Source organism: Azospirillum thermophilum, assembly GCF_003130795.1.
Taxonomy (GTDB): domain Bacteria; phylum Pseudomonadota; class Alphaproteobacteria; order Azospirillales; family Azospirillaceae; genus Azospirillum; species Azospirillum thermophilum.
This window is the reverse complement of sequence record NZ_CP029353.1, coordinates 179830-199233: the sequence shown is the minus strand read 5'-3', so window position 1 is coordinate 199233 and position 19404 is coordinate 179830. Positions and strand designations below refer to the sequence as shown.

General features: G+C 69.7%; 11 protein-coding genes, 1 pseudogene and 1 riboswitch. Of the genes and pseudogenes, 5 read left to right on the top strand and 7 right to left on the bottom strand.

The features are described 5' to 3' along the window. Positions 1–39: 39 nt before the first annotated feature. Positions 40–2745 carry a bifunctional acetate--CoA ligase family protein/GNAT family N-acetyltransferase gene (locus tag DEW08_RS06960; RefSeq protein WP_109325678.1) on the bottom strand — a complete coding sequence of 902 codons (2706 nt, stop codon included), beginning with the start codon at positions 2743–2745 and terminating at the stop codon, positions 40–42. A gap of 586 nt (positions 2746–3331) precedes the next feature. Between DEW08_RS06960 and DEW08_RS06955 the strand changes: the two genes are divergently transcribed. Beyond that, entirely contained in the window at positions 3332–4282 is a 951-nt protein-coding gene (locus DEW08_RS06955; protein WP_109325677.1) for an L-lactate dehydrogenase, read from the top strand. 66 nt (positions 4283–4348) lie between these two features. Here DEW08_RS06955 and DEW08_RS06950 read toward each other — a convergent pair whose 3' ends face one another. From DEW08_RS06950 to murJ, 3 genes are all read right to left on the bottom strand, one after another. Next, positions 4349–4864: a phasin family protein gene (locus DEW08_RS06950; RefSeq protein WP_109325673.1), complete on the bottom strand. Its 516-nt coding sequence runs from the start codon at positions 4862–4864 to the stop codon at positions 4349–4351. Positions 4865–4936: 72 nt separating this feature from the next. Further along, on the bottom strand, positions 4937–6145 hold the full coding sequence (gene metZ / locus DEW08_RS06945) for an O-succinylhomoserine sulfhydrylase (RefSeq protein WP_109325672.1): 1209 nt from the start codon (positions 6143–6145) through the stop codon (positions 4937–4939). Positions 6146–6226: 81 nt separating this feature from the next. Then, positions 6227–6306: riboswitch (SAM riboswitch) on the bottom strand. A gap of 90 nt (positions 6307–6396) precedes the next feature. Then, positions 6397–7974: a murein biosynthesis integral membrane protein MurJ gene (murJ, locus tag DEW08_RS06940; RefSeq protein ID WP_109325671.1), complete on the bottom strand. Its 1578-nt coding sequence runs from the start codon at positions 7972–7974 to the stop codon at positions 6397–6399. A 205-nt stretch (positions 7975–8179) separates the two neighbouring features. Here murJ and DEW08_RS06935 point away from each other — a divergent pair, with 205 nt between their 5' ends. Beyond that, complete coding sequence (locus tag DEW08_RS06935) at positions 8180–10663, top strand: ATP-binding protein (protein ID WP_245986444.1); 2484 nt, start codon at positions 8180–8182, stop codon at positions 10661–10663. Positions 10664–10667: 4 nt separating this feature from the next. On the opposite strand, the gene DEW08_RS06930 is transcribed toward DEW08_RS06935, so the two are convergent. Next, positions 10668–13508 (bottom strand): [protein-PII] uridylyltransferase, encoded by a 2841-nt coding sequence (locus DEW08_RS06930; protein ID WP_109325660.1) that lies wholly within the window; start codon positions 13506–13508, stop codon positions 10668–10670. Between the two features lie 277 nt (positions 13509–13785). Here DEW08_RS06930 and DEW08_RS06925 point away from each other — a divergent pair, with 277 nt between their 5' ends. Continuing rightward, the gene (locus DEW08_RS06925) at positions 13786–14109 is read left to right on the top strand and encodes a hypothetical protein (protein ID WP_109325659.1); all 324 of its coding nucleotides are present in this window, start codon (positions 13786–13788) and stop codon (positions 14107–14109) included. 221 nt (positions 14110–14330) lie between these two features. Further along, positions 14331–14663, top strand: coding sequence for a hypothetical protein (locus tag DEW08_RS06920; RefSeq protein ID WP_109325658.1), 333 nt, complete (start codon positions 14331–14333; stop codon positions 14661–14663). 55 nt (positions 14664–14718) lie between these two features. On the opposite strand, the gene DEW08_RS06915 is transcribed toward DEW08_RS06920, so the two are convergent. Next, complete coding sequence (locus DEW08_RS06915) at positions 14719–15228, bottom strand: hypothetical protein (protein ID WP_109325657.1); 510 nt, start codon at positions 15226–15228, stop codon at positions 14719–14721. Positions 15229–15518: 290 nt separating this feature from the next. Here DEW08_RS06915 and mutS point away from each other — a divergent pair. After that, positions 15519–18162 (top strand): annotated as a pseudogene (gene mutS / locus DEW08_RS06910) (DNA mismatch repair protein MutS). A gap of 107 nt (positions 18163–18269) precedes the next feature. Here mutS and DEW08_RS30685 read toward each other — a convergent pair. Next, positions 18270–19313, bottom strand: a complete 1044-nt coding sequence (locus DEW08_RS30685; protein WP_146214660.1) for a hypothetical protein — start codon at positions 19311–19313, stop codon at positions 18270–18272. Positions 19314–19404 lie beyond the last annotated feature (91 nt).

Below are 19404 nucleotides of genomic sequence, written 5' to 3'. Positions count from 1 at the left end.
TGGTTCAACTGCTACCCGGCGGCCGCTACTCCGCCGCCACTACTCCGCAGCGGCGCCGATGCCGCCGCCCAGCTCGATGCGCACCTCCACCACGCCGGGCTCGTCCAGGTTCTCCTTCCGGATGAAGCCCAGGGTGCGGCACATGTTCAGCATGTTGGTGTTCTCGCGCAGCACCTCGCCATAGACCTCCTTGATGCCGCGCGAGCGGGCATAGTCGAGGATCTTGTTCATCAGGATGTAGCCCAGACCCTGGCCCTTCATGTCGGACCGCACCATCACCGCATATTCGGCGCGCAGGTTGTCCGGATCGGCGGTGATGCGTACCACGCCGTACATGATGGTCTCGCCGGTCTGCGGATCCGGGCCGACGGCGATCAGCCCCATCTCGCGGTCGTAGTCGATCTGGGTCAGCCGGGCCGCCGCCTGGTGCGACAGCCGCTTCAGCGGGGCGAAGAAGCGCAGCCGCAGATCCTCGGCCGTCTGGTTCTCCACCAGATTGTGCACCAGCGGCTCGTCCTCCGGCAGGATCGGGCGGACGAGGAACTGCCGGCCGTCCTTGATGGTGATGCGGTCCTCCAGCGACTTGGGATAGGGCCGGATGGCCAGCCGCTTGGCGCCGGGCAGGGCGGGCACGCCGACCTTGATGCGGGCGTCGAGCGCCAGGACCCCCTCGGAATCCGCCAGCAGCGGGTTGATGTCCAGCTCCGCGATCTCCGGGACGTCGACGACCAGTTGCGACACCTTGTTCAGCGTCAGCGCCACCGCGTCGAGATCGACCGCCGCGCGCGAGCGGTAGCCCTGGAGCTGGCGCCAGATGCGGGTGCGGCCCATCAGGTCGGTCGCCAGCTTCATGTTCAGCGGCGGCATGGCGAGCGCGTAATCCTCCACCACCTCCACCCCGATGCCGCCCTGGCCGAACAGCAGGACCGGGCCGAACAGGTCGTTCTCCGTCATGCCGACGATCAGCTCGTAGGCCTCGGGCCGCAGCGCCATCTCCTGCACGGTGAAGCCCTCGATGCGGGCCTCGGGCGCGATCTCCCGCACCCGCTGCAGCATCGCCTCCGCCTCCGCCCGCACGGCGTCGGGCCCGTGGAGGTGCAGCGCCACGCCGCCGACGTCCGACTTGTGGGTAACGTCCGGCGACAGGATCTTCAGCGCGATCGGGCCGCCGATCACCTCGGCGGCGTGGGCCGCCTCCTCCGGCGTCTCGGCGACGCGGGTGTCGACCACCGGCACGCCATAGGCGGCCAGCACGCGCTTGGCCTCATACTCGCTCAGCCACTCGCGCTTCTCGGCGATGGCGCGGGCGACGATGCGCTTCACCGCGATGTCGTCGGGCTGGAAATCCTCCGGCACCGAGGGCGGCGTCTCCATCAGCAGCTCCTGGTTCCGCCGGTAGCGGACCAGATGCATGAAGGCGCGCACCGCGTTGCTCGGCCCGTCATAGGTCGGGATGCGGCTGGCGGTGAACAGCTTGCGCGCCTCCGTCGCCGACTGGTCGCCGATCCAGCTCGTCAGCACGGGATGGCGGCGGCTCTTGTTCGCCTGCACCGTCTCCGTCACCGCCTGGGCGATCGTCTCCGGGTCGGTGAGGGCGGAGGGGCAGTGCAGCACCAGCACCGCGTCGTTGCTGGTGTCCTGCATCAGGACGTTCAGCACCTCGGCATAGCGCTTGGGCGGGGCGTCGGCGCCGATGCGCAGCGGGTTGCCGCGCGCCCCCTCGCCGGGGCTGGAGCCCAGCAGCCTGGCCAGCGCCTCCTGCGTCTCCGGCGAGAAGGTGGCGAGCCGGCCGCCGGCCTGGATCAGCCGGTCGGTCGCCATCACGCCCATGCCGCCGCCGTTGGTCAGGATGGCCAGCCGGTCGCCGGTGATCGGCACGCCGGTGCTGAGCGTCCCGGCGGCGTCGAACAGCTCGGCCAGGTCGTTCACCCGCAGGATGCCGGCGCGGCGGAAGGCGGCGTCATAGACGGCGTCGGACACCGCCAGCACGCCGGTGTGCGAGGCCGCGGCCTCCGCCGCTTCCTCCGACCGGCCGGCCTTGATGACGATCACCGGCTTCTGGCGGGCGGCGGAGCGGGCCGCCGACATGAACTTGCGGGCGTTGTTGATGCTCTCGACATACAGCAGGATGGCGCGCACCGTGGCGTCGCCCGCCAGATGGTCGAGCATGTCGCCGAAATCGACGTCGCCGCGGTCGCCCAGCGAGATCAGGTGCGAAAAGCCGATGCCGCGCGACGTCGCCCAGTCGGCGATCGAGGTCACCACCATCGAGCTCTGCGCCACCAGGGCGACGTCGCCCTTCTTCGGCGCCACCGGGCTGACGCTGGCGTTCAGGCCGCGGCCGGGCACCATGGCGCCCAGGCTGCTCGGCCCCAGGATGCGCATCAGGTGCGGGCGCGCCGCGTCCAGCATCGCCTGGGTCTGCTCAGGGCTGAAGCCGCCGGACATGACGATGGCCGCCCTCGTCCCGCGCTTGCCCAGCGCGTCCACCACCGCCGGCACGCCGTCGGCCGGCGTGCAGATCACCGCCAGGTCGGGGGTGATCGGCAGGCTCTCCACGCTCTTGTAGGTCAGCACCCCCTCGACCGCGCGCTCCGTCGCGTTGACCGGCATGATCGGCCCGTCGAAGCCGGCCTGGAACAGGTTGCGCGCCACCACGGCGCCGATGGTGTTCGGTTTGCGGCTGGCTCCGATCAGGGCGATCGAGGCGGGCTTGAACAGGCGGTCGAGATTGCGAACGGTCATGGCCGGGCCCGGTTGGTGACTGCGGTTGACGACTGCGCACAGGGACGCCCAGGACTGTAGCGTGCCGATGCCGACGGGGGTTGGTGACGATTACGGCAAACCTTTCGGCCAACCGTCATGCTGCGCCGCAACATTAAGGATGGTATGACCAATCGACAAGAGGGCGATTCGTCGCGCCTTCCCCTTTCCGTTGGGGAAGGGCACCCCTTTTTCGCGTCGTTCTTGCCCCGTTCCCAGGGCCGGGCTTAAGCTCTTCCATCATCCTCATCCCCGTTCCGTTGCCTTCCGTGCCGCCGCCCCGGTGGCGCGGGCCGTCCCGCCGGCGCTGCCGCGCGCGCCGGTGCCGGTTGTGCAATCCATGCACGACAGACGTATACGAATGATTGCGGCAAGCCGTTGGTGCGGAACGGGAAACGGGCGGATTGTGCATTGTGCGCGAAAATGTCACCGCCTCATGCGCATGATGGCGGCCCTTCCGGGAAAGGGGCTTGCCGAGGTCGGGAGGGCGGGGCCAAGCTTCTGTTGTCCGTTCCAGCAGGATCGGGAACGGTCCAGCAGGATCGGTAAAGGCAAGGAGGAAGGCAGCATGAAGGTCGGGATCGTCGGGGCCGGCTTCGTCGGCAGCACCGCCGCCTATGCGCTGGTCACCAGCGGCGGCGCCAGCGAGGTGGTGCTGGTCGACGCCAACGAGAAGCTGGCCATGGCCCAGGCGCAGGACATCGCCCATGCGGTTCCCTTCGCCCGCGCGACCACGGTGCGCCATGGTCCTTACGAGGCGCTGGACGGGGCGGGGGTCGTCGTGCTGGCGGCCGGCGTCGGCCAGAAGCCGGGGGAGACGCGGCTCGACCTGCTGGAACGCAACGCCCGCGTCTTCGGACAGGTGATCCCGGCGGCGCTGGCGGCGGCGCCGGAGGCCATCCTGCTCGTCGCCACCAACCCGGTGGACGTGATGACCCACATCGCCACCCACATCAGCGGGCTGCCGCGGCACCGGGTGATCGGCTCCGGCACGGTGCTCGACACCGCGCGCTTCCGCGCCCTGCTCGGCGCCCGGCTGGGGGTGACGCCGAAGTCGGTGCATGCCCATGTGGTGGGCGAGCATGGCGATTCCGAGGTTCTGCTGTGGTCGGGGGCGACCGCCGCCGGCATGCCGGTGGAGCGCTGCGCCGCCCAGCTCGGCCATCCGCTGACCGACGCCGACCGGGCGGCCATCGACGAGGGCGTGCGCCGCGCCGCCTACCGCATCATCGAAGGCAAGGGCCACACCGCCTTCGGCATCGGCAGCGGCATCGCGCGGATCATCGCGGCCATCGCGGGGGACGAGCGGGCGGTGCTGACCTGCTCCACCCTGACCGACGCGGTGGCCGGCGTGCGCGACGTCACGCTGTCGCTGCCGCGGGTGCTGGGCTCCCGCGGGGTGGTGGACACGGTGATGCCGCCGCTGTCGGCGGAGGAGGAGACGGCGCTCAACCGCAGCGCCACCATCCTGCGCGAGGCGGCCACCGGCGTCGAGCAGCGCATGGGATGGGCGAAGTGAGGGACGCCCGGCGGGGGAGGGGATGCCTCCCCCGGCCCGTCACCCCCGGCCCGTCACCCTCGCCCGTCAGGCCTGCCGGCGGCCGAGCCGCTTGGCGTTGGCCCGCACCTTGCGGTAGGCCGGGTTCATCCCGGCGCTGGCCAGCGCCGAGGCCGCTTCCAGGAAGTTCAGGCTGGCATGGATGCCGGCATCGACCGCCACCCCGACCGACCGGCTCTGGATCGCCAGCAGATCGCCGGGGGACCGGCAGTTCCCGAGCTGGCCGAAGGCGGCCATCGCCGCCTCCGTCTGGCCGGTCATCAGGACGACCCAGGCCTTGTTCAGCTCGTAGAGGCCCTTGGTGACGGCGCTGGCCGCCTCCATCGCCGCCTCCACCTTCTCCGCCCCCATGCGGATGAACTCCGGGTTGGCGAGGTCCGAGGGGTTGTTGAGCGCCGCCGCCATCATGGCCGTCCGATAGCCGATGGTCTGCGCCGCCGCCACGCCCATCTCGCCGGTGCGGACACCGGTCTGCGCCATTGCGCCGGCCACTGCCGCCATCCGCTCCACAGGATGGCCGTTGCCGGAGTTCCGTCGTGCCATGCCGCTTGCCTCGCTCGCTGAAGGATCCCGGACGTCAACGCTGCAGTGCAGCAAAACGTTCCGGGACCAGCTTTACGCCTCGGCGAGCGCGCGGTCGAGATCTTCGATGATGTCCTGCGGATCTTCCAGCCCGACCGACAGGCGCAGCAGGCCGGGCTCGATGCGGGCGGTCGCCTTCTCCTCGTCGCTCAGCTTGGAATGGGTGGTGGTCGCCGGGTGGGTGATCAGGCTCTTGGAGTCGCCGAGGTTGTTGGAGATCATCACCATCCGCAGGCCGTTCAGCGTGGCGAAGGCCTCCTGCTTGCCGCCCTTCAGGAAGACCGACAGCATGGTGCCGCCGCCGGTCATCTGCCGGCGCGCCAGATCGTGCTGCGGGTGGCTGGCCAGGGTGGGGTACAGCACCTGCGCCACCTTGGGATGGCCCTCCAGGAACTGGGCGACCTGCAGGGCGGAGGCCGACTGGGCCTGGACGCGCAGCTCCAGCGTCTCCATCGACTTCAGCAGCAGCCAGGCGTTGAAGGGCGCGATGGTCGGGCCGGTGTGGCGCAGGAAGGGGTGGATGACCTCCGACCCGTACTTCCCGTCCTTCGCCAGGATGACGCCGCCCAGGCAGCGGCCCTGCCCGTCGATGTGCTTGGTGGCGGAATAGATCACCACGTCGGCGCCGAACTCCATCGGCCGCTGCAGCACCGGGGTGGCGAAGGCGTTGTCGGCGACGACCACGGCGCCCGCCTTGTGGGCGAGGTCGCAGACCGCCTGCAGGTCGACCACCTCCAGCCCGGGGTTGGACGGCGTCTCCAGGAAGACCACCTTGGCGGGCTTCGACAGCGCCTCCTCCCAGGCGGCGAGGTCGGTGCCGTCGACGAAGACGGCCTCGACCCCGAAGCGGGGACAGAGCTCCTTGACGATCCAGTAGCAGGAGATGAACAGCGACCTCGGCGCCACGACCCGGTCGCCGGCCCGCAGCGCGCTCATCACCGCGCCGTGGACGGCGGCCATGCCGCTGGCCGTGGCGTAGGCCCACGCGGCCCCCTCATACTCGGCCAGCCGGTCCTCGAACATGGCGGTGGTCGGGTTGCGGAAGCGCGAATAGACGTGGCGGGTGCCGTCGTTTGCGAAGGCGAACTCCGCCTCCTCCGCCGAGCCGTAGACATAGCCCGAGGTCTGGTACAGCGCTTCGCAGGTCTCGTCGAAGGACGAGCGGCGGATGCCGCCATGGACCAGCTTGGAGCGGGGGCGCAGCCCCGCGACGGTCGGGTTGCGATGATCGGTGCGTGCCATGCCGCGATGGTCCCCATCAAGACGCCGGTGGGGCGGAGCCGGCCATAAACAAATAACGCCCCGACCGTTCGGGTCGAGGCGCGGGACGCGGCTCGGACCTTTTTAGCGGGTTGTTTTACGTGGCCCGCAAGCCGGTCGACCAAATCACCACGTGATCGTGCTTTTACGACCGGGCGGATCCGGCGTCAAGCGCTCGATGCGGGTGGATTGATCCCGCGAAGCCGCGGCAGGGACCGTGGTTCCGGACGGTTCTACAGCGCGTCCTGACGGACCGCTTCGGCGGGCTCCCGCTTCAGCATGGTCCTGAGGTCGGCGAGGTCGGTCGCTCCCAGGATCTGGGCGAGCAGCCCGTAGACCGCCATGCCGCCGCTGACCAGCAGGGCCAGCGCGCCGAAGCGTACCGCGGTGGAGGGAGCGCCGAGCCACGGGGCCAGCAGGGCGGAGCCGGCGCCCAGCGCCGCCCCCATGCCGACCGCCGCGGCGACGATGCGCGGGGCGCGGCGGCCCAGCCGCCCGTCGAAGGACCAGTGGCCCCGCGTCTTCATGGCGCCGACCAGCAGGGCAACGTCCAGCCAGGCGGTCAGCCCGGTCGCCAGCGCGATGCCGACATGGCCCATCACCGGCAGCAGCGCCACGGCGAGCAGCGCGGTCACCACCGTCACCACCACCGCCACCCGCACCGGGGTCACCGTGTCGTGGCGGGCGAAGAAGGCGGCGTTCAGCGACTTCACGATCACGTAGGCCGGAATGCCGACGGCGTAGCCGGCCAGCGCCCAGGCGGTCGCCCGCGCCTCCTCCGGACCGAAGGCGCCGCGCTCGAACAGGACCGAGACGATCGGCAGCCCCGCCACCCCCAGCGCGGTCGCCGCCGGCAGGCCGAGCAGCAGGCTGAACTCCAGCGCCCGGCTGAGGTAGTGGCGGACCATCGGCTCGTCCCCCGCCGCGGCGTGGCGGGCCAGGACCGGCAGCAGGGCGGTGCCGATGGCGATGCCGATGACGCCCAGCGGCATCTGGTTCAGCCGGTCCGCGTAATAGAGGTAGGAAACCGCCCCCGAGGGCAGCAGCGAGGCCAGCACGATGCCGAGGAACAGGTTGATCTGCATGACGCCGGCTCCGATGGCGCCCGGCCCGACCAGGCGGAACAGGCGCCGCATCCCCGGCGTCATCCGCGGCCGGGCCAGCCGCAGCACCACCCCGGCGCCGCGGCAGGCCCAGGCCATCCAGACGAGCTGCACCACCCCCGACAGCGTCACCGCCGCCGCCATGGCCTTGCCCGGCTCCAGACCCAGCCGCGGCGCGCCCAGCAGCGCGGCGACCAGCGTCAGGTTGAAGGCGATCGGCGCGGCGGCGAAGGGGCCGAAGCGGTCGAGCGCGTTCAGCACTCCGCCGAGCAGCGCCACCAGCGAGACCAGCATCAGGTAAGGAAAGGTCAGCCGCGCCATGTCGACGGCCAGCCCGAACTTCTCCGGCTCGTCGACGAAGCCGGGGGCGAGGCCGTGCATCAGCCAGGGCATCGCCGCCACCGCCGCCAGCGTGAAGGGGATCAGGGCGGCGAGCAGGATGGCCAGCGCCTCCTCGGCGAAGGCCACCGCCGCCGCCCGGCCGCGCGTCTGCAGCTCGGCGGAGAAGAGCGGGACGAAGGCGACGCCGAAGGCCCCCTCGGCGAACAGGCGGCGGAATAGGTTCGGCAGCTTCAGCGCCACGAAGAAGGCGTCGGCCACCGGGCCGGCCCCCAGGACGGCGGCGGTCAGGATGTCGCGGGCGAAGCCGGCCAGCCGGCTCAGCAGGGTCAGGCCGCCGACGGTGGCGATGGCGCGTGCGAAGCTCATGCCGCCCGGATATAGACCCGCGGGGCGGCCCGCGCCTAGCCCTCCTTCGGAAGGAGGGGGTTGCGACGGTGGTGCGACCCTTCGGACGCTCTACTCATCCGGCGATACCGTTGCGCCGATACCCTCATTGCTGCATCCTGCGTCCGGCCTATGACCACGGATCGTCGCAGAGGGCGATGGCCGGTCTCGTTTCTTGGGGGCATATGTGCGCAGCGGTGTGACCCAGTCGCGGGTGGTCGAGGCGAGGCTCGTGCTTCCCGCGTTCGCCGTCGCCCTTGCCATCGTCGCGCTGTGGTGGATCCTGATGGACCGGCTCGGCCGCGAGGAGCGGCTGCTGGACCTGGCCGCGCACCAGAAGACGGCCGTGCTCGCCCGGCTGGTCGAGGAGCATGCCGTCGCCACCTTCCGCCGGGTGGACGACCTCCTGCTCGATCTCGTGGCGCATGCGGAACGCAACCGCGCCATGCAGCTTCCCTCCCGCCGGGCGTTCGAGGAGGGGCTGGTGGTGGCCGTGCGCGTCTACGACCCTGCCGGCATGCTGACCATGGCGTCCGGCCGGTCGGCCTTCCGCGCGCCGGTCGAGGACCGCGAGGAGTTCCGAGCCCATCAGGAGGCGGTGCGGCGGTCGCTGGTCATCGGGCTGCCCTATGTGGCGCCGGACACTCGCGACGTGCTGATCCCGGTGTCCCGCCGGCTGGAGGGGCCGCAGGGCGAATTCGCCGGCGTCGCCGTGGCGGACATCCCGGTCGACGCCTTCAGCCGCTTCTACAATGTGCTCGGCCTGCAGCCCGGCGCCTCGGTGGCGCTGGTGCGCACCGACGGGGCGGTGCTGGCCCGCCATGCGCTGAACAGCGAGGTTGCCGGCCGCAATCTGGCGGCGCCGGAGGTCTGGCAGGCCGAAACCGCCAGGCCGAGCGGCCATCTGCGGGCGGTCAGCCCGGTGGACGGGGTGGAGCGCATCCTGGCCTACCGCACCGCCCTCGGCTATCCATTGGTGGCCGTGGTGGGCGAGGCGGTGGAGGAGGTGTTCGGCCCGTGGCGGCAGAACGCCCGCCTCTACGTCGCGCTGGCGATCGCCACCACCGCGGTGATCCTGCTGTTCACCGTCGGCTTCGTCGTCGAGCTCGGCTGGCGCCGCCGCACCGACCGGGCGCTTCGCGTGCGCAACCGCGCCATGGCCTGGAGCGGCGACGGCATCCTGATCGCCGACGCCACCAGGACCGGCATGCCCATCGTCTACGCCAACCCCGCCTTCGAGCGGCTGATGGGCCTGCCCTCCGAGATCCTGTCCGGCCAGGGTGCGCTGAACGCGCTGGAACTGGCGGTGTCCGACCCCGCGGCACTGGAGCCGCTGCGCGCCGCCGTTGCGGTGGGGCGGGACGAGCGGGTGGAGTTCCATTCCCCCGGCACCGTCGATACGCATCTCGAGCTGCGCGCCTCGCCGGTGCGGGACGAGGCGGGGCGTCTCGTCAACCTGATCGCCATCGTCCGCGACATCTCCGAGCACAAGCGCATCCAGGCCGAGCTGGCCGAGGCGCGGCGCGAGGCCGACCGCGCCAACGTGGCGAAGTCCAAGTTCCTCGCCGCCGCCAGCCACGACTTGCGTCAACCGGTGCAGTCGCTGATGCTGCTGATGGAGGTGTTGTCGGCCCGCGCCACCGACGCCATGACCCGCAACGTGCTGGGAACCATGGACCGGGCGCTGGGCGCCCTGAAGATGCTGCTGGACGGGCTGCTCGACGTCTCGCGGCTGGAGGCCGGGGTGATCACGCCGGAACCGGCGGACTTCCCGGTCAACGACCTGCTGGACCGCATCGGCGCCAACAGCCGGCCGGTAGCCGTCCAGAAGAAGCTGATCCTGCACATCATGCCCTGTTCGGCCCATGTCCACAGCGACCCCATGCTGCTGGGCCGCATCCTGCAGAACCTGGTGGAGAACGCGCTGCGCTACACCGACACCGGCCGGGTGCTGGTCGGCTGCCGGCGGCGCGGCGACCGGCTGCGGATCGAGGTGTGGGACACCGGCATCGGCATCCCGGCCGACAAGCAGGAGGACATCTTCCAGGAGTTCGTCCAGGTCGGCAACGCCGGGCGCAACCGCGACCAGGGCCTCGGCCTCGGGCTGGCGGTGGTGCGGCGCCTCGCCCAGATGATGGGGCACCGGGTCACGCTGCGCTCGGAGCCCGGCCGCGGCTCGGTCTTCATGGTGGAGGTGCCGCTGGCGGCGGCGCCGGCCGCCGCAGCCGTGCCCGCCGCCGGCCCGGCGGAGCGGCGGGCGACCGCCACCATCCTGGTGGTGGAGGATGACGAGATCGTGCGCGAGGGGCTCTGCGCCATGCTGGAGGAGTGGGGCTACCGCGTCCTGCTGGCCGAATCCTGCGCCGAGGCGCTGGACCAGGCGAGCCGCGGCGCCGGCCCCGACGCCATCCTGGCCGACTACCGCCTGCGCGGCGGCCGGACCGGGACCGAGGCGATCCGCGACGTGCGCAACCTGCTCGGCCGTCCGGTGCCCGGCATCCTGGTGACCGGCGACACGGCCCCCGCCCGTGTTCAGGAGGCGGAGGCCGGCGATTTCCGCGTCATGCACAAGCCGGTCGCGGCACAGGAGCTGCGCGCCGCCCTGGCGGAGGTGGTGCCGGCCGTCCCCGTTCCCCCGCTCGTCGCGCGCGACCCCAAGCGGGTGGCGTAGAGCGTCAGCCCTCCGCCGTTTCCGGGCGGCGGCGGGTGCGCTTGACGGCGGCGGGGGGCGGAACGTCGCCGGCCGGGTCGGCCAGCGCGTGCAGCAGCCGCTCCTTGATCTTCGCCAGCTTGGCCTCGTGCGTCACCTTCAGGCCGAAGACGTCCTTCACGTAGAAGACGTCGATCGCCTTTTCCCCGAAGGTCGAGATCTTCGCCGAGGAGATCTGCAGCGTCAGGTTCGACAGCGCCCGCGTCAGGTCGTACAGCAGCCCCGGCCGGTCGCGCCCGTTCACCTCGATCACCGTGTGGGTGGTGGAGGCGTTGTTGTCGATCAGCACGCGCGGCGGCACGTGGAAGACGCGGGTGCGGCTGGAGGCGGTGGTCCGCCGGGTGGCCAGCTCCTGCAGCGGCTTCAGGTGGCCGGACAGCACCCGCTCGATCATCACCGACAGCTTGGCGAGCTTGTCGCCGCTCTCGAAGGCGCCGCCGCCCGCCGCGTCCTGCACCGAGAAGACGTCGAGCGCCATGCCGTTGGTCATCGTGAAGATGCGGGCGTCCACGATGTCGGCCCCGCAGGCCGCCAGCGCCCCGGCAAGGCGGGAGAACAGGCCGTGGTGGTCGGTGGCGTAGATGGTGACCTCGGTCACCGCCCGGCCGCGGTCGATGCGGGTGTCGACCGTCAGCGGCCGCTGCTCCCGCTCGGCGTCGCGGACGAGACGGGCGTGGTGGGCCAGCGTCTCGGCGTCGAAGGCCAGCCAGTAGGCCGGATAGCCCAGCGTCAGGTGCGCGTCGAAGGCCGCGTCGTCGAAGTCGGTCAGCTCGGCGCGCAGGGCCGCCTGGGCCGCCTGGATGCGGCGCACCCGTCCTTCGCCCGACATGCCGCCGGACATCAGCTCCTCCGACCGGTTGTAGAGCTCGCGCAGCAGCGTGGCCTTCCAGTTGTTCCAGCGCTGCGGCCCCACCGCCCGGATGTCGGCGACGGTCAGCACCAGCAGCAGCCGCAGCCGCTCCGGCGACTGGACGAGCGAGACGAAGTCGCGCACCGTCTTCTCGTCCTCCAGGTCGCGCTTGAAGGCGGTGAAGGACATGGCGAGGTGCCAGCGCACCAGCCAGGCCACCGTCTCCGTCTCCTCCGCGGTCAGCCCCAGCCGCGGGCACAGCTTCTCCGCCACCCGGGCGCCGAGCACGGAATGGTCGCCGCCGCGCCCCTTGGCGATGTCGTGCAGCAGCAGCGCGACATAGAGCGCGCGCCGCGACACCACCTTGTGGATCACGTCGGAACACAGCGGCAGCTCGTCCTTCAGCTCGCCCGCCTCGATCTTGTGCAGGATGCCGAGCGCGAACAGCGTGTGCTCGTCCACCGTGAAGACGTGGTACATGTCGTACTGCATCTGCGCCACCACCCGGCCGAAGTCGGGGATGAAGCGGGCAAGCACGCCGGCCTCGTTCATGCGGCGCAGCGTGATCTCCGGGTCCTTGCGCCCGGTCAGCATGTCGAGGAACAGCCGGTTGGCCTCCGGATCGGCGCGCAGCTTCGGCCCGATCGCCGACAGCGACCGGGTGATGGCGCGCAGGGCCGCCGGGTGGATGTCGATGTCGTGCTGCTGGGCGGTGTGGAACAGCCGGATCATGTCGATCGGGTTGTCCTTGAACTGCCGCTCGTCCCGCGCGTTCAGCCGCTCGCCGTCGACGATGAAGCCGTCGACGTCCTTGCGGCGGGCAAGGGCGGCCAGGCGCAGGATGTTGAACTTGGGCGGGCGCTTCGACTCCGCCTCCAGCGCGGCGCAGAAGATGCGCGTCAGGTCGCCGACGTCCTTGGCGACCAGGAAGTAGTGCTTCATGAAGCGCTCGACGCCCTTGGTGCCGGCATGCTCCGTGTAGCCCATGCGCGCGCCGATCTCCGACTGCACGTCGAAGGTCAGGCGGTCCTCCAGGCGGCCGGTCAGGTAATGCAGGTGGCAGCGCGCGGTCCACAGGAAGTTCTGCGCCTTGGCGAAGCGCTGTGCCTCCTCCGGGGTCAGCACCTTCTTGCCGACCAGCTCGTCCACCCCCTCGACGCGGTAGAGGTACTTGGCGATCCAGAACAGGGTCTGCAGATCGCGCAGGCCCCCCTTGCCGTCCTTCAGGTTGGGTTCCAGCACATAGCGGCTGTCGCCCATCTTCAGGTGCCGGTTGTCGCGCTCGGCCAGCTTGGCCTCGACGAACTCCGGCCCGGAGCCGGCCACCACCTCCTTGTCGAAGCGGCGGCGCAGCTCGCCGAACAGCTTGCCCGGTCCCCAGAGATAACGCGATTCCAGCACCGCCGTGCGGATCGTGACGTCGGCCTTGGACTGGCGGATGCACTCGTCCACGCTGCGCACCGCATGGCCGACCTTCAGCCCGAGGTCCCACAGGATGTAGAGCATGTACTCCACCACCTGCTCCACCCGCGGCGTGCGCTTGTAGGGCAGCAGGAACAGCAGGTCGATGTCGGAGCAGGGCGCCAGTTCGCCGCGGCCGTAGCCGCCGGTGGCGACGATGTCGAAGATCTCGCCGGCGGTCGGGTTGGCGGAGGGGAAGATGTGCTGAACCGTGAAGTCGGCCAGCGTCCCGACCAGCCGGTCGGCGAGGTAGCAGGTCTCCCGCACGCAGCTCTCGCCGGAGCCCTCGGCATCGAAGCGGGCGCGGATCTCCGCCCGTCCGGCGGCCAGCGTGCCGCGCAGGGCGGCGATCAGCGCCGGCCGCAGCCCCTCGCCGGTGCCATGCGTCGCCAGAAGCTCTTCCAGGTCTCCGGACAGCTTGCGGCGGGAGATGATGGCGCGCTTGTTCCGGATGGCGGGAGCGGGCGCCGGGGCGGCGGCACGGGCGGAGAGCATCGGCAAGGTGTCAACCTTCGGCGTTCGGCGTCCCGGCGGGGGGCGCCTTCGGTCAGACATCGAGGGACGGACCCATGATGGTGGCAGGACTATACCGGCAAAACCACCCGCCCGCACGCACAGTCCAGCCATGCGATTCGTCCGGTCCTGTGCTCTGCCCGGCCCCCGACGTGAGTCCCCGACATGCGTCCCCGACGGTACGCCCTGTGACGGCCGTCACTGCGCTTGGCCGCCGCCGGCGCCAGTCTGGGTCCTGCAGCGGTGGGGGAGGGCGAGGATGGGCGGCGACGCGGATCTGGCACGGCGGGAACTGGCCGCCCTCGGCGACGCGCTGTTCCAGGCGGAGCGGCGGGTGGGACATCACAGCCCGTCCGGACTGATGGCCCGGCTGGAACGGGTGGCGGCGCTGCATCCTTACGCGCTGCACGACGCCCTGCTGGCCCAGGCCGGCGAGTTGGTCGCCAGCCCCGCGGTGGGGCGGGCCTGCAAGATCGCGGTGATCCGCATGGGCTGGGCCGCCATCGTCCAGGCGGCCTTCAGGACCCATGGCCTGCGGCCTGTCGCCCGACGGCGGGACGGCAGCCGCGCCCGAGCCGCCTGACCCGCCCGTCGCTTCGCACCGCATAGCCTCGGACCAGGAAAAAACGTCCCGGCAGATCCTGCCGCCCGGCGGGGTTCCGCCGCCGCATCCACACGTGTCGCAGGGCCGGACCCTTGTGCCGCAAGGTCCGCGGTCCTGGCCCGAAATCTGCACAGCCTGTCGTTGCACCGGCGGCATCGCCCGCCGGATGCGGCAGATCCGTCGCCGATGGTGAGGCAGCGATGCAGATTTCCAGCTATGGCTCCAACCCCTACGCCCAGACCCGCCCTGCGGAGCGGACGGCCGGGCAGGGAACGGCTGGGCAGACAGCCGGCGAGAGTTCCGCCGCGGCCAAGCCCGGCGCCAGCGAGGCGTTCCTGGCCGAGATCCGCAAGACGCCGGCCCAGCGCATCCGCGAGGCGTGGCTCGCCAGCCACCGCCTGTCGGAGGAGGATCTCAAGACCATGGATCCGGCCAAGCGGGAGGCGATCGAGAAGGAGATCGCCGAGGATCTCAAGCGCAAGCTGACCGGCAAGGAGACCCGGCGCGGCTCGATGGTCGACATGAGCGCCTGAGCCGCGTCCCGGTCCCTCGACTCCGTTGCTTGACCCGCCGCCGGACCCGTTGCCGCTATCCCTCGCGGGTCGACAGGTGGACGTTGCGTCCGCCTTCGCGCTCCAGCACCTCCGTCGCCCGCGCCTCGGCCGCCTCGTCGGCGACGGTCACCCACAGGATGACGCCGCCGGCCTCCAGCGCGCGGGTGAACTCGTCGGTCTTCGGATGGCTGGTCAGCTCGTCGAGGTAGTCCTTGATGGCGACGCCGCCGAGACCGGCCGCGACCAGGGCGGCCAGCGCCGCCTCGATCGGACCGCCGACGATGGCGATCAGCCCGGCGGTGGTCAGCGGGAAGGCGTATTTCAGCTCTCCCACCAGGCCGGTCAGCGCCTCGTCCCGCGGCTTGGCCGGCTTGGAGTCGGCGACCTCCAGCGAGCTGTGGCTGGCCAGCACCGACAGGTCGGACCGGTCGAACCCGGCCTGCAGCAGGGCCGCCACCGCGCGGTCGAAGCCGGCGCGGGTATCGAACAGGGCGACGATCTCGCGTATCTCCCGGGTGGCGCCCGTCTCTACCGCTTGCGTCATGGCATGATCCTCCCCTCGCGAAACGGCTCTCGTCCCACCATATGAGCCCGGCCTGTCCTGTGGACATGGCCACTATATGTCCTGTGGACATGGCCATTATATGGGGGCTAACAGTCTAGGCCCCGCATCCTCCCCCGGCAACGGAACGTGGTGCTGCGCGGCGCTTTGTCCCGCCCCGCCGCCCCGTGCTAGGGTGCCGGCGTCCCGTCCTCAAGAACCCGGTCTGTCCGCCCGTGTCCGATACCCTCGCCTCCACGCCCGAGACCGCCATCCCGGACGGCGCCACCCCGATGATGGCGCAGTATCTGGAGATCAAGCAGGCCCACCCGGACTGCCTGCTGTTCTACCGGATGGGCGACTTCTACGAGATGTTCTTCGAGGACGCGGTGAACGCCGCCCGCGCGCTGGACATTGCCCTGACCAAGCGCGGCCAGCATCTGGGGGAGGACATCCCCATGTGCGGCGTGCCGGTCCACAGCCACGAGTCGTATCTGCAGCGCCTGATCCGCCAGGGCTTCCGCGTCGCCATCTGCGAACAGATGGAGGATCCGGCGGAGGCGAAGAAGCGCGGCAGCAAGTCCGTGGTGAAGCGTGGCGTGATCCGCATCGTCACTCCCGGCACCCTGACCGAGGACAGCCTGCTCGACGCCCGCTCCTCCAACTGGCTGGCCGCGGTGGCGGAGGTCGCGGGCGGGCTGGGGCTCGCCTGGCTGGAGCTGTCGACCGGCGAACTGGTGGTGCAGCCGGTGGAGCGTCCCGGCCTTGCCGCCGCCCTCGGCCGGCTCGACCCGCAGGAGGTGCTGGTCCCCGAGAAGTTGACGCAAGTCGAGGAGCTGTTCGAGCTGTGGGCGGAGTGGAAGTCCCGCCTGACCGTCCAGCCCAACCCGCGCTTCGACAGCGAGAACGGCCGGCAGCGCCTGCTGTCGCTCTACGGCGTCGGCACGCTCGACGCCTACGGCCAGTTCGGCCGGGCCGAGGTCGCGGCGGCCGGCGCGCTGGTCGCCTATGTCGAGTTGACGCAAAAGGGCCGCGTCCCCCGCCTGTCGCCGCCGCGCCGCGTCGGCCCCGGCGCGGTGATGGAGATCGACGCCGCCACCCGCCGCAACCTGGAGCTGACCCGCACCCTGACGGGCGAGCGCAGGGGCAGCCTGCTCGCCACCATCGACCGCACGGTGACCGGCGCCGGCGCCCGGCTGCTGGCCGCCCATCTCTCGGCCCCGCTGACCGACCCCGCCGCCATCGCCCGCCGGCTCGACATGGTCGAGTTCATGCTGGCCGAGGAGCGGCTGCGCGCCGACCTGCGCGAGACGCTGCGCCGCTGCCCGGAGCTGGAGCGCGCGCTGTCCCGCCTGGCACTGGGGCGCGGCGGCCCGCGCGACCTCGCCGCCATCCGGGACGGGTTGACGCAAGCGGCGACGGTCCGCGCCCTGCTGGCCGATGGCCGCATCGGCCCGCTGCCGGACGGGCTCGGCAAGCTGGACCGCCGGCTGGGCGACCATACGGAGCTGGTCGGCCGCTTGACGCAAGCGCTGGCGCCGGAGCTGCCCCTGCTGGCGCGCGACGGCGGCTTCATCGCCCAGGGCTATTCCTATGCGCTGGACGAGCTGGTGACCCTGCGCGACGAGAGCCGCCGCCTGATCGCCGGCCTGCAGGCCAAATATGCCGGGCTGGCCGGGGTGCCTTCGCTGAAGGTCAAGCACAACAACGTGCTGGGATACCATATCGAGGTTTCCGCGACCCATGCCGACAAGCTGATGAGCGGGCAGGGGCGCGAGGTCTTCATGCACCGCCAGACCATGGCGAACGCCGTCCGTTTCGGCACGGTGGAGCTGTCGGACCTGGAGCGCCGCATCTCCGAGGCGGCCGACAGGGCGCTGGCGGTGGAGATGGAGCTGTTCAACGAGCTGGTGGCGCTGGTCTGCGACCAGTCCGACACCATCGCCCAGGCGGCCCACGCGCTGGCGGCGCTCGACGTCGCGACCTCGCTGGCCGAACTGGCGGTGGAGCGCCGCTATACCCGGCCGCAGGTGGACGACACCGTCGCCTTCAGCATCCGCGGCGGCCGTCATCCGGTGGTGGAGGCGGTGCTGGACGCCGCCAACGCCGGCCCCTTCGTTGCCAACGACTGCGACCTCGCCCCCGACAACCGGCTGTGGCTGCTGACCGGCCCCAACATGGCCGGCAAGTCGACCTTCCTGCGGCAGAACGCGCTGATCGCGGTGCTGGCCCAGATGGGCAGCTTCGTTCCGGCCGACCATGCCCATATCGGGGCGGTCGACCGGCTCTACAGCCGGGTCGGCGCCGCCGACGACCTCGCCCGCGGCCGGTCGACCTTCATGGTGGAGATGGTGGAGACGGCGGCCATCCTGAACCAGTCCGGCCCGCGCGCCCTGGTGATCCTCGACGAGATCGGCCGCGGCACGGCGACCTTCGACGGCCTGTCGATCGCCTGGGCTTGCGTGGAGAACCTGCACGACGTCAACCGCTGCCGGGCTCTGTTCGCCACCCACTATCACGAGCTGACCATGCTGGCGGCCAAGCTGCCGGCGCTGTCCTGCCACACCATGCGGATCAAGGAGTGGCAGGGCGACGTGGTCTTCCTGCACGAGGTGACGGCGGGGGCTGCCGACCGCAGCTACGGCATCCACGTCGCCAAGCTGGCCGGCCTGCCGCCTGCGGTGGTGGCGCGTGCCGAGGCGGTGTTGAAGCTGCTGGAGTCGGGCGACCAGAACGCCGCCATCCACCGACTGGCCGAGGATCTGCCGCTGTTCAGCGCGGCGTTGAAGCGCCAGCCCCGCCGGCCGCCGCGCCCGAGGCCGACCCCCCGCCGGCCCCTCGCCGGTCGAGGAGGCCCTGAAGTCCATCGACCCCGACAGCCTGACCCCCCGCCAGGCGCTGGAGGAACTGTACCGCCTGCGCGGACTGGTGCGGTAACGCAACGGCGCCCCGGCGGCTGCGGAGACGGCGGCCGGGGCATGCTGCGGGTAAGGATTCCCCGGAAGCTCTGTTACTTTCAGGAGCCCCAGTTTGTGTGTTTTTTACTAGTCTATTCTGTCGAATTTTGGCTTAGCTGTAATAATTCTAGGGGCCATGGCTTTGATGTGGAGCCAGTCTGGAGCGTTAACGCGAACAAGTTGGTTTTTAACAGAAACGAGTTTTTGTTGCGCTGCTTCATCTAAAGCATCTTCGATTTCAAGAACTGTTGCATCTGGGTATCTTTCAAGTTGAATCTGCACTTTCTGCGCTTTTGCACTGGGTTTTGTATAATATGGTGGTTGTGATTGTTTACCGAGTGTGCAAAGGGCTCTGCCTACTGCCATATATGCGTCATTAAAAAGTCCCATGAAACCGTTAGGATCTGCGAGACTAACAACCCAAAGCTTATGATTATTACTATATCTAACACCACTTTGATTATTGATAGGAGATTCGGGAACAATCCCTATCCTGAGACCCCGTCCACCTTCTAGCTGGGCAAAATTGGATTTGACGGTCGCGGCCAAGTACCTAGGGTTTCCTTCACCAGAAAGGAACAAATCAGTCTTCCATATAGCTTTGATGCGCTCAGGTAGATGAGGCTCCGCTGCTTTTCCTGCAGCGGCAGTAGCTACCCAAGGCCCAAACTTGAATGGCCGACCGCTGCCTTCTGGTAGTAAATATGCATCTGTCCCTGCTTCATCAACAATAGCCTCTGTAAATCCCAAATATCTTGCTCTTTCTTGACCAAACATCAACGAGTTTGGCTCAACATCTTTCAGAAACTGAGATGCACGATGCATAGCCGCAGATAGAGGCTCCATCACCCTCGGTTCTTTCCCGAGGACAGCCTCGTGAACAGCCCATTCAAAGCCATCGCCGCGCATTCCGAGATCACGGTCAAGACGGCAGACTTTGGCCAACTGCCTCATCCTTACGTCTACCAGCGGCGTGTTCAGGTCTGTTAGATCCTCATTACTTAAGGCATCCAAATGAGCGCGGAGTACAGAACGAGCAACTGCGTACAGAGCTCGACCGTACTCTTCAATCGGTGCATCCTGTTCTACAAATGTTACTTTTGGGCGCGTCCCATTGATATTCGTGATCACATCTAACACCGCTATCTATGCAAATATGAACATTGTGCCATCAAAAAGGGAAAAGTCAATTCATGACGTTAGAAAAATTGTATGAAATACT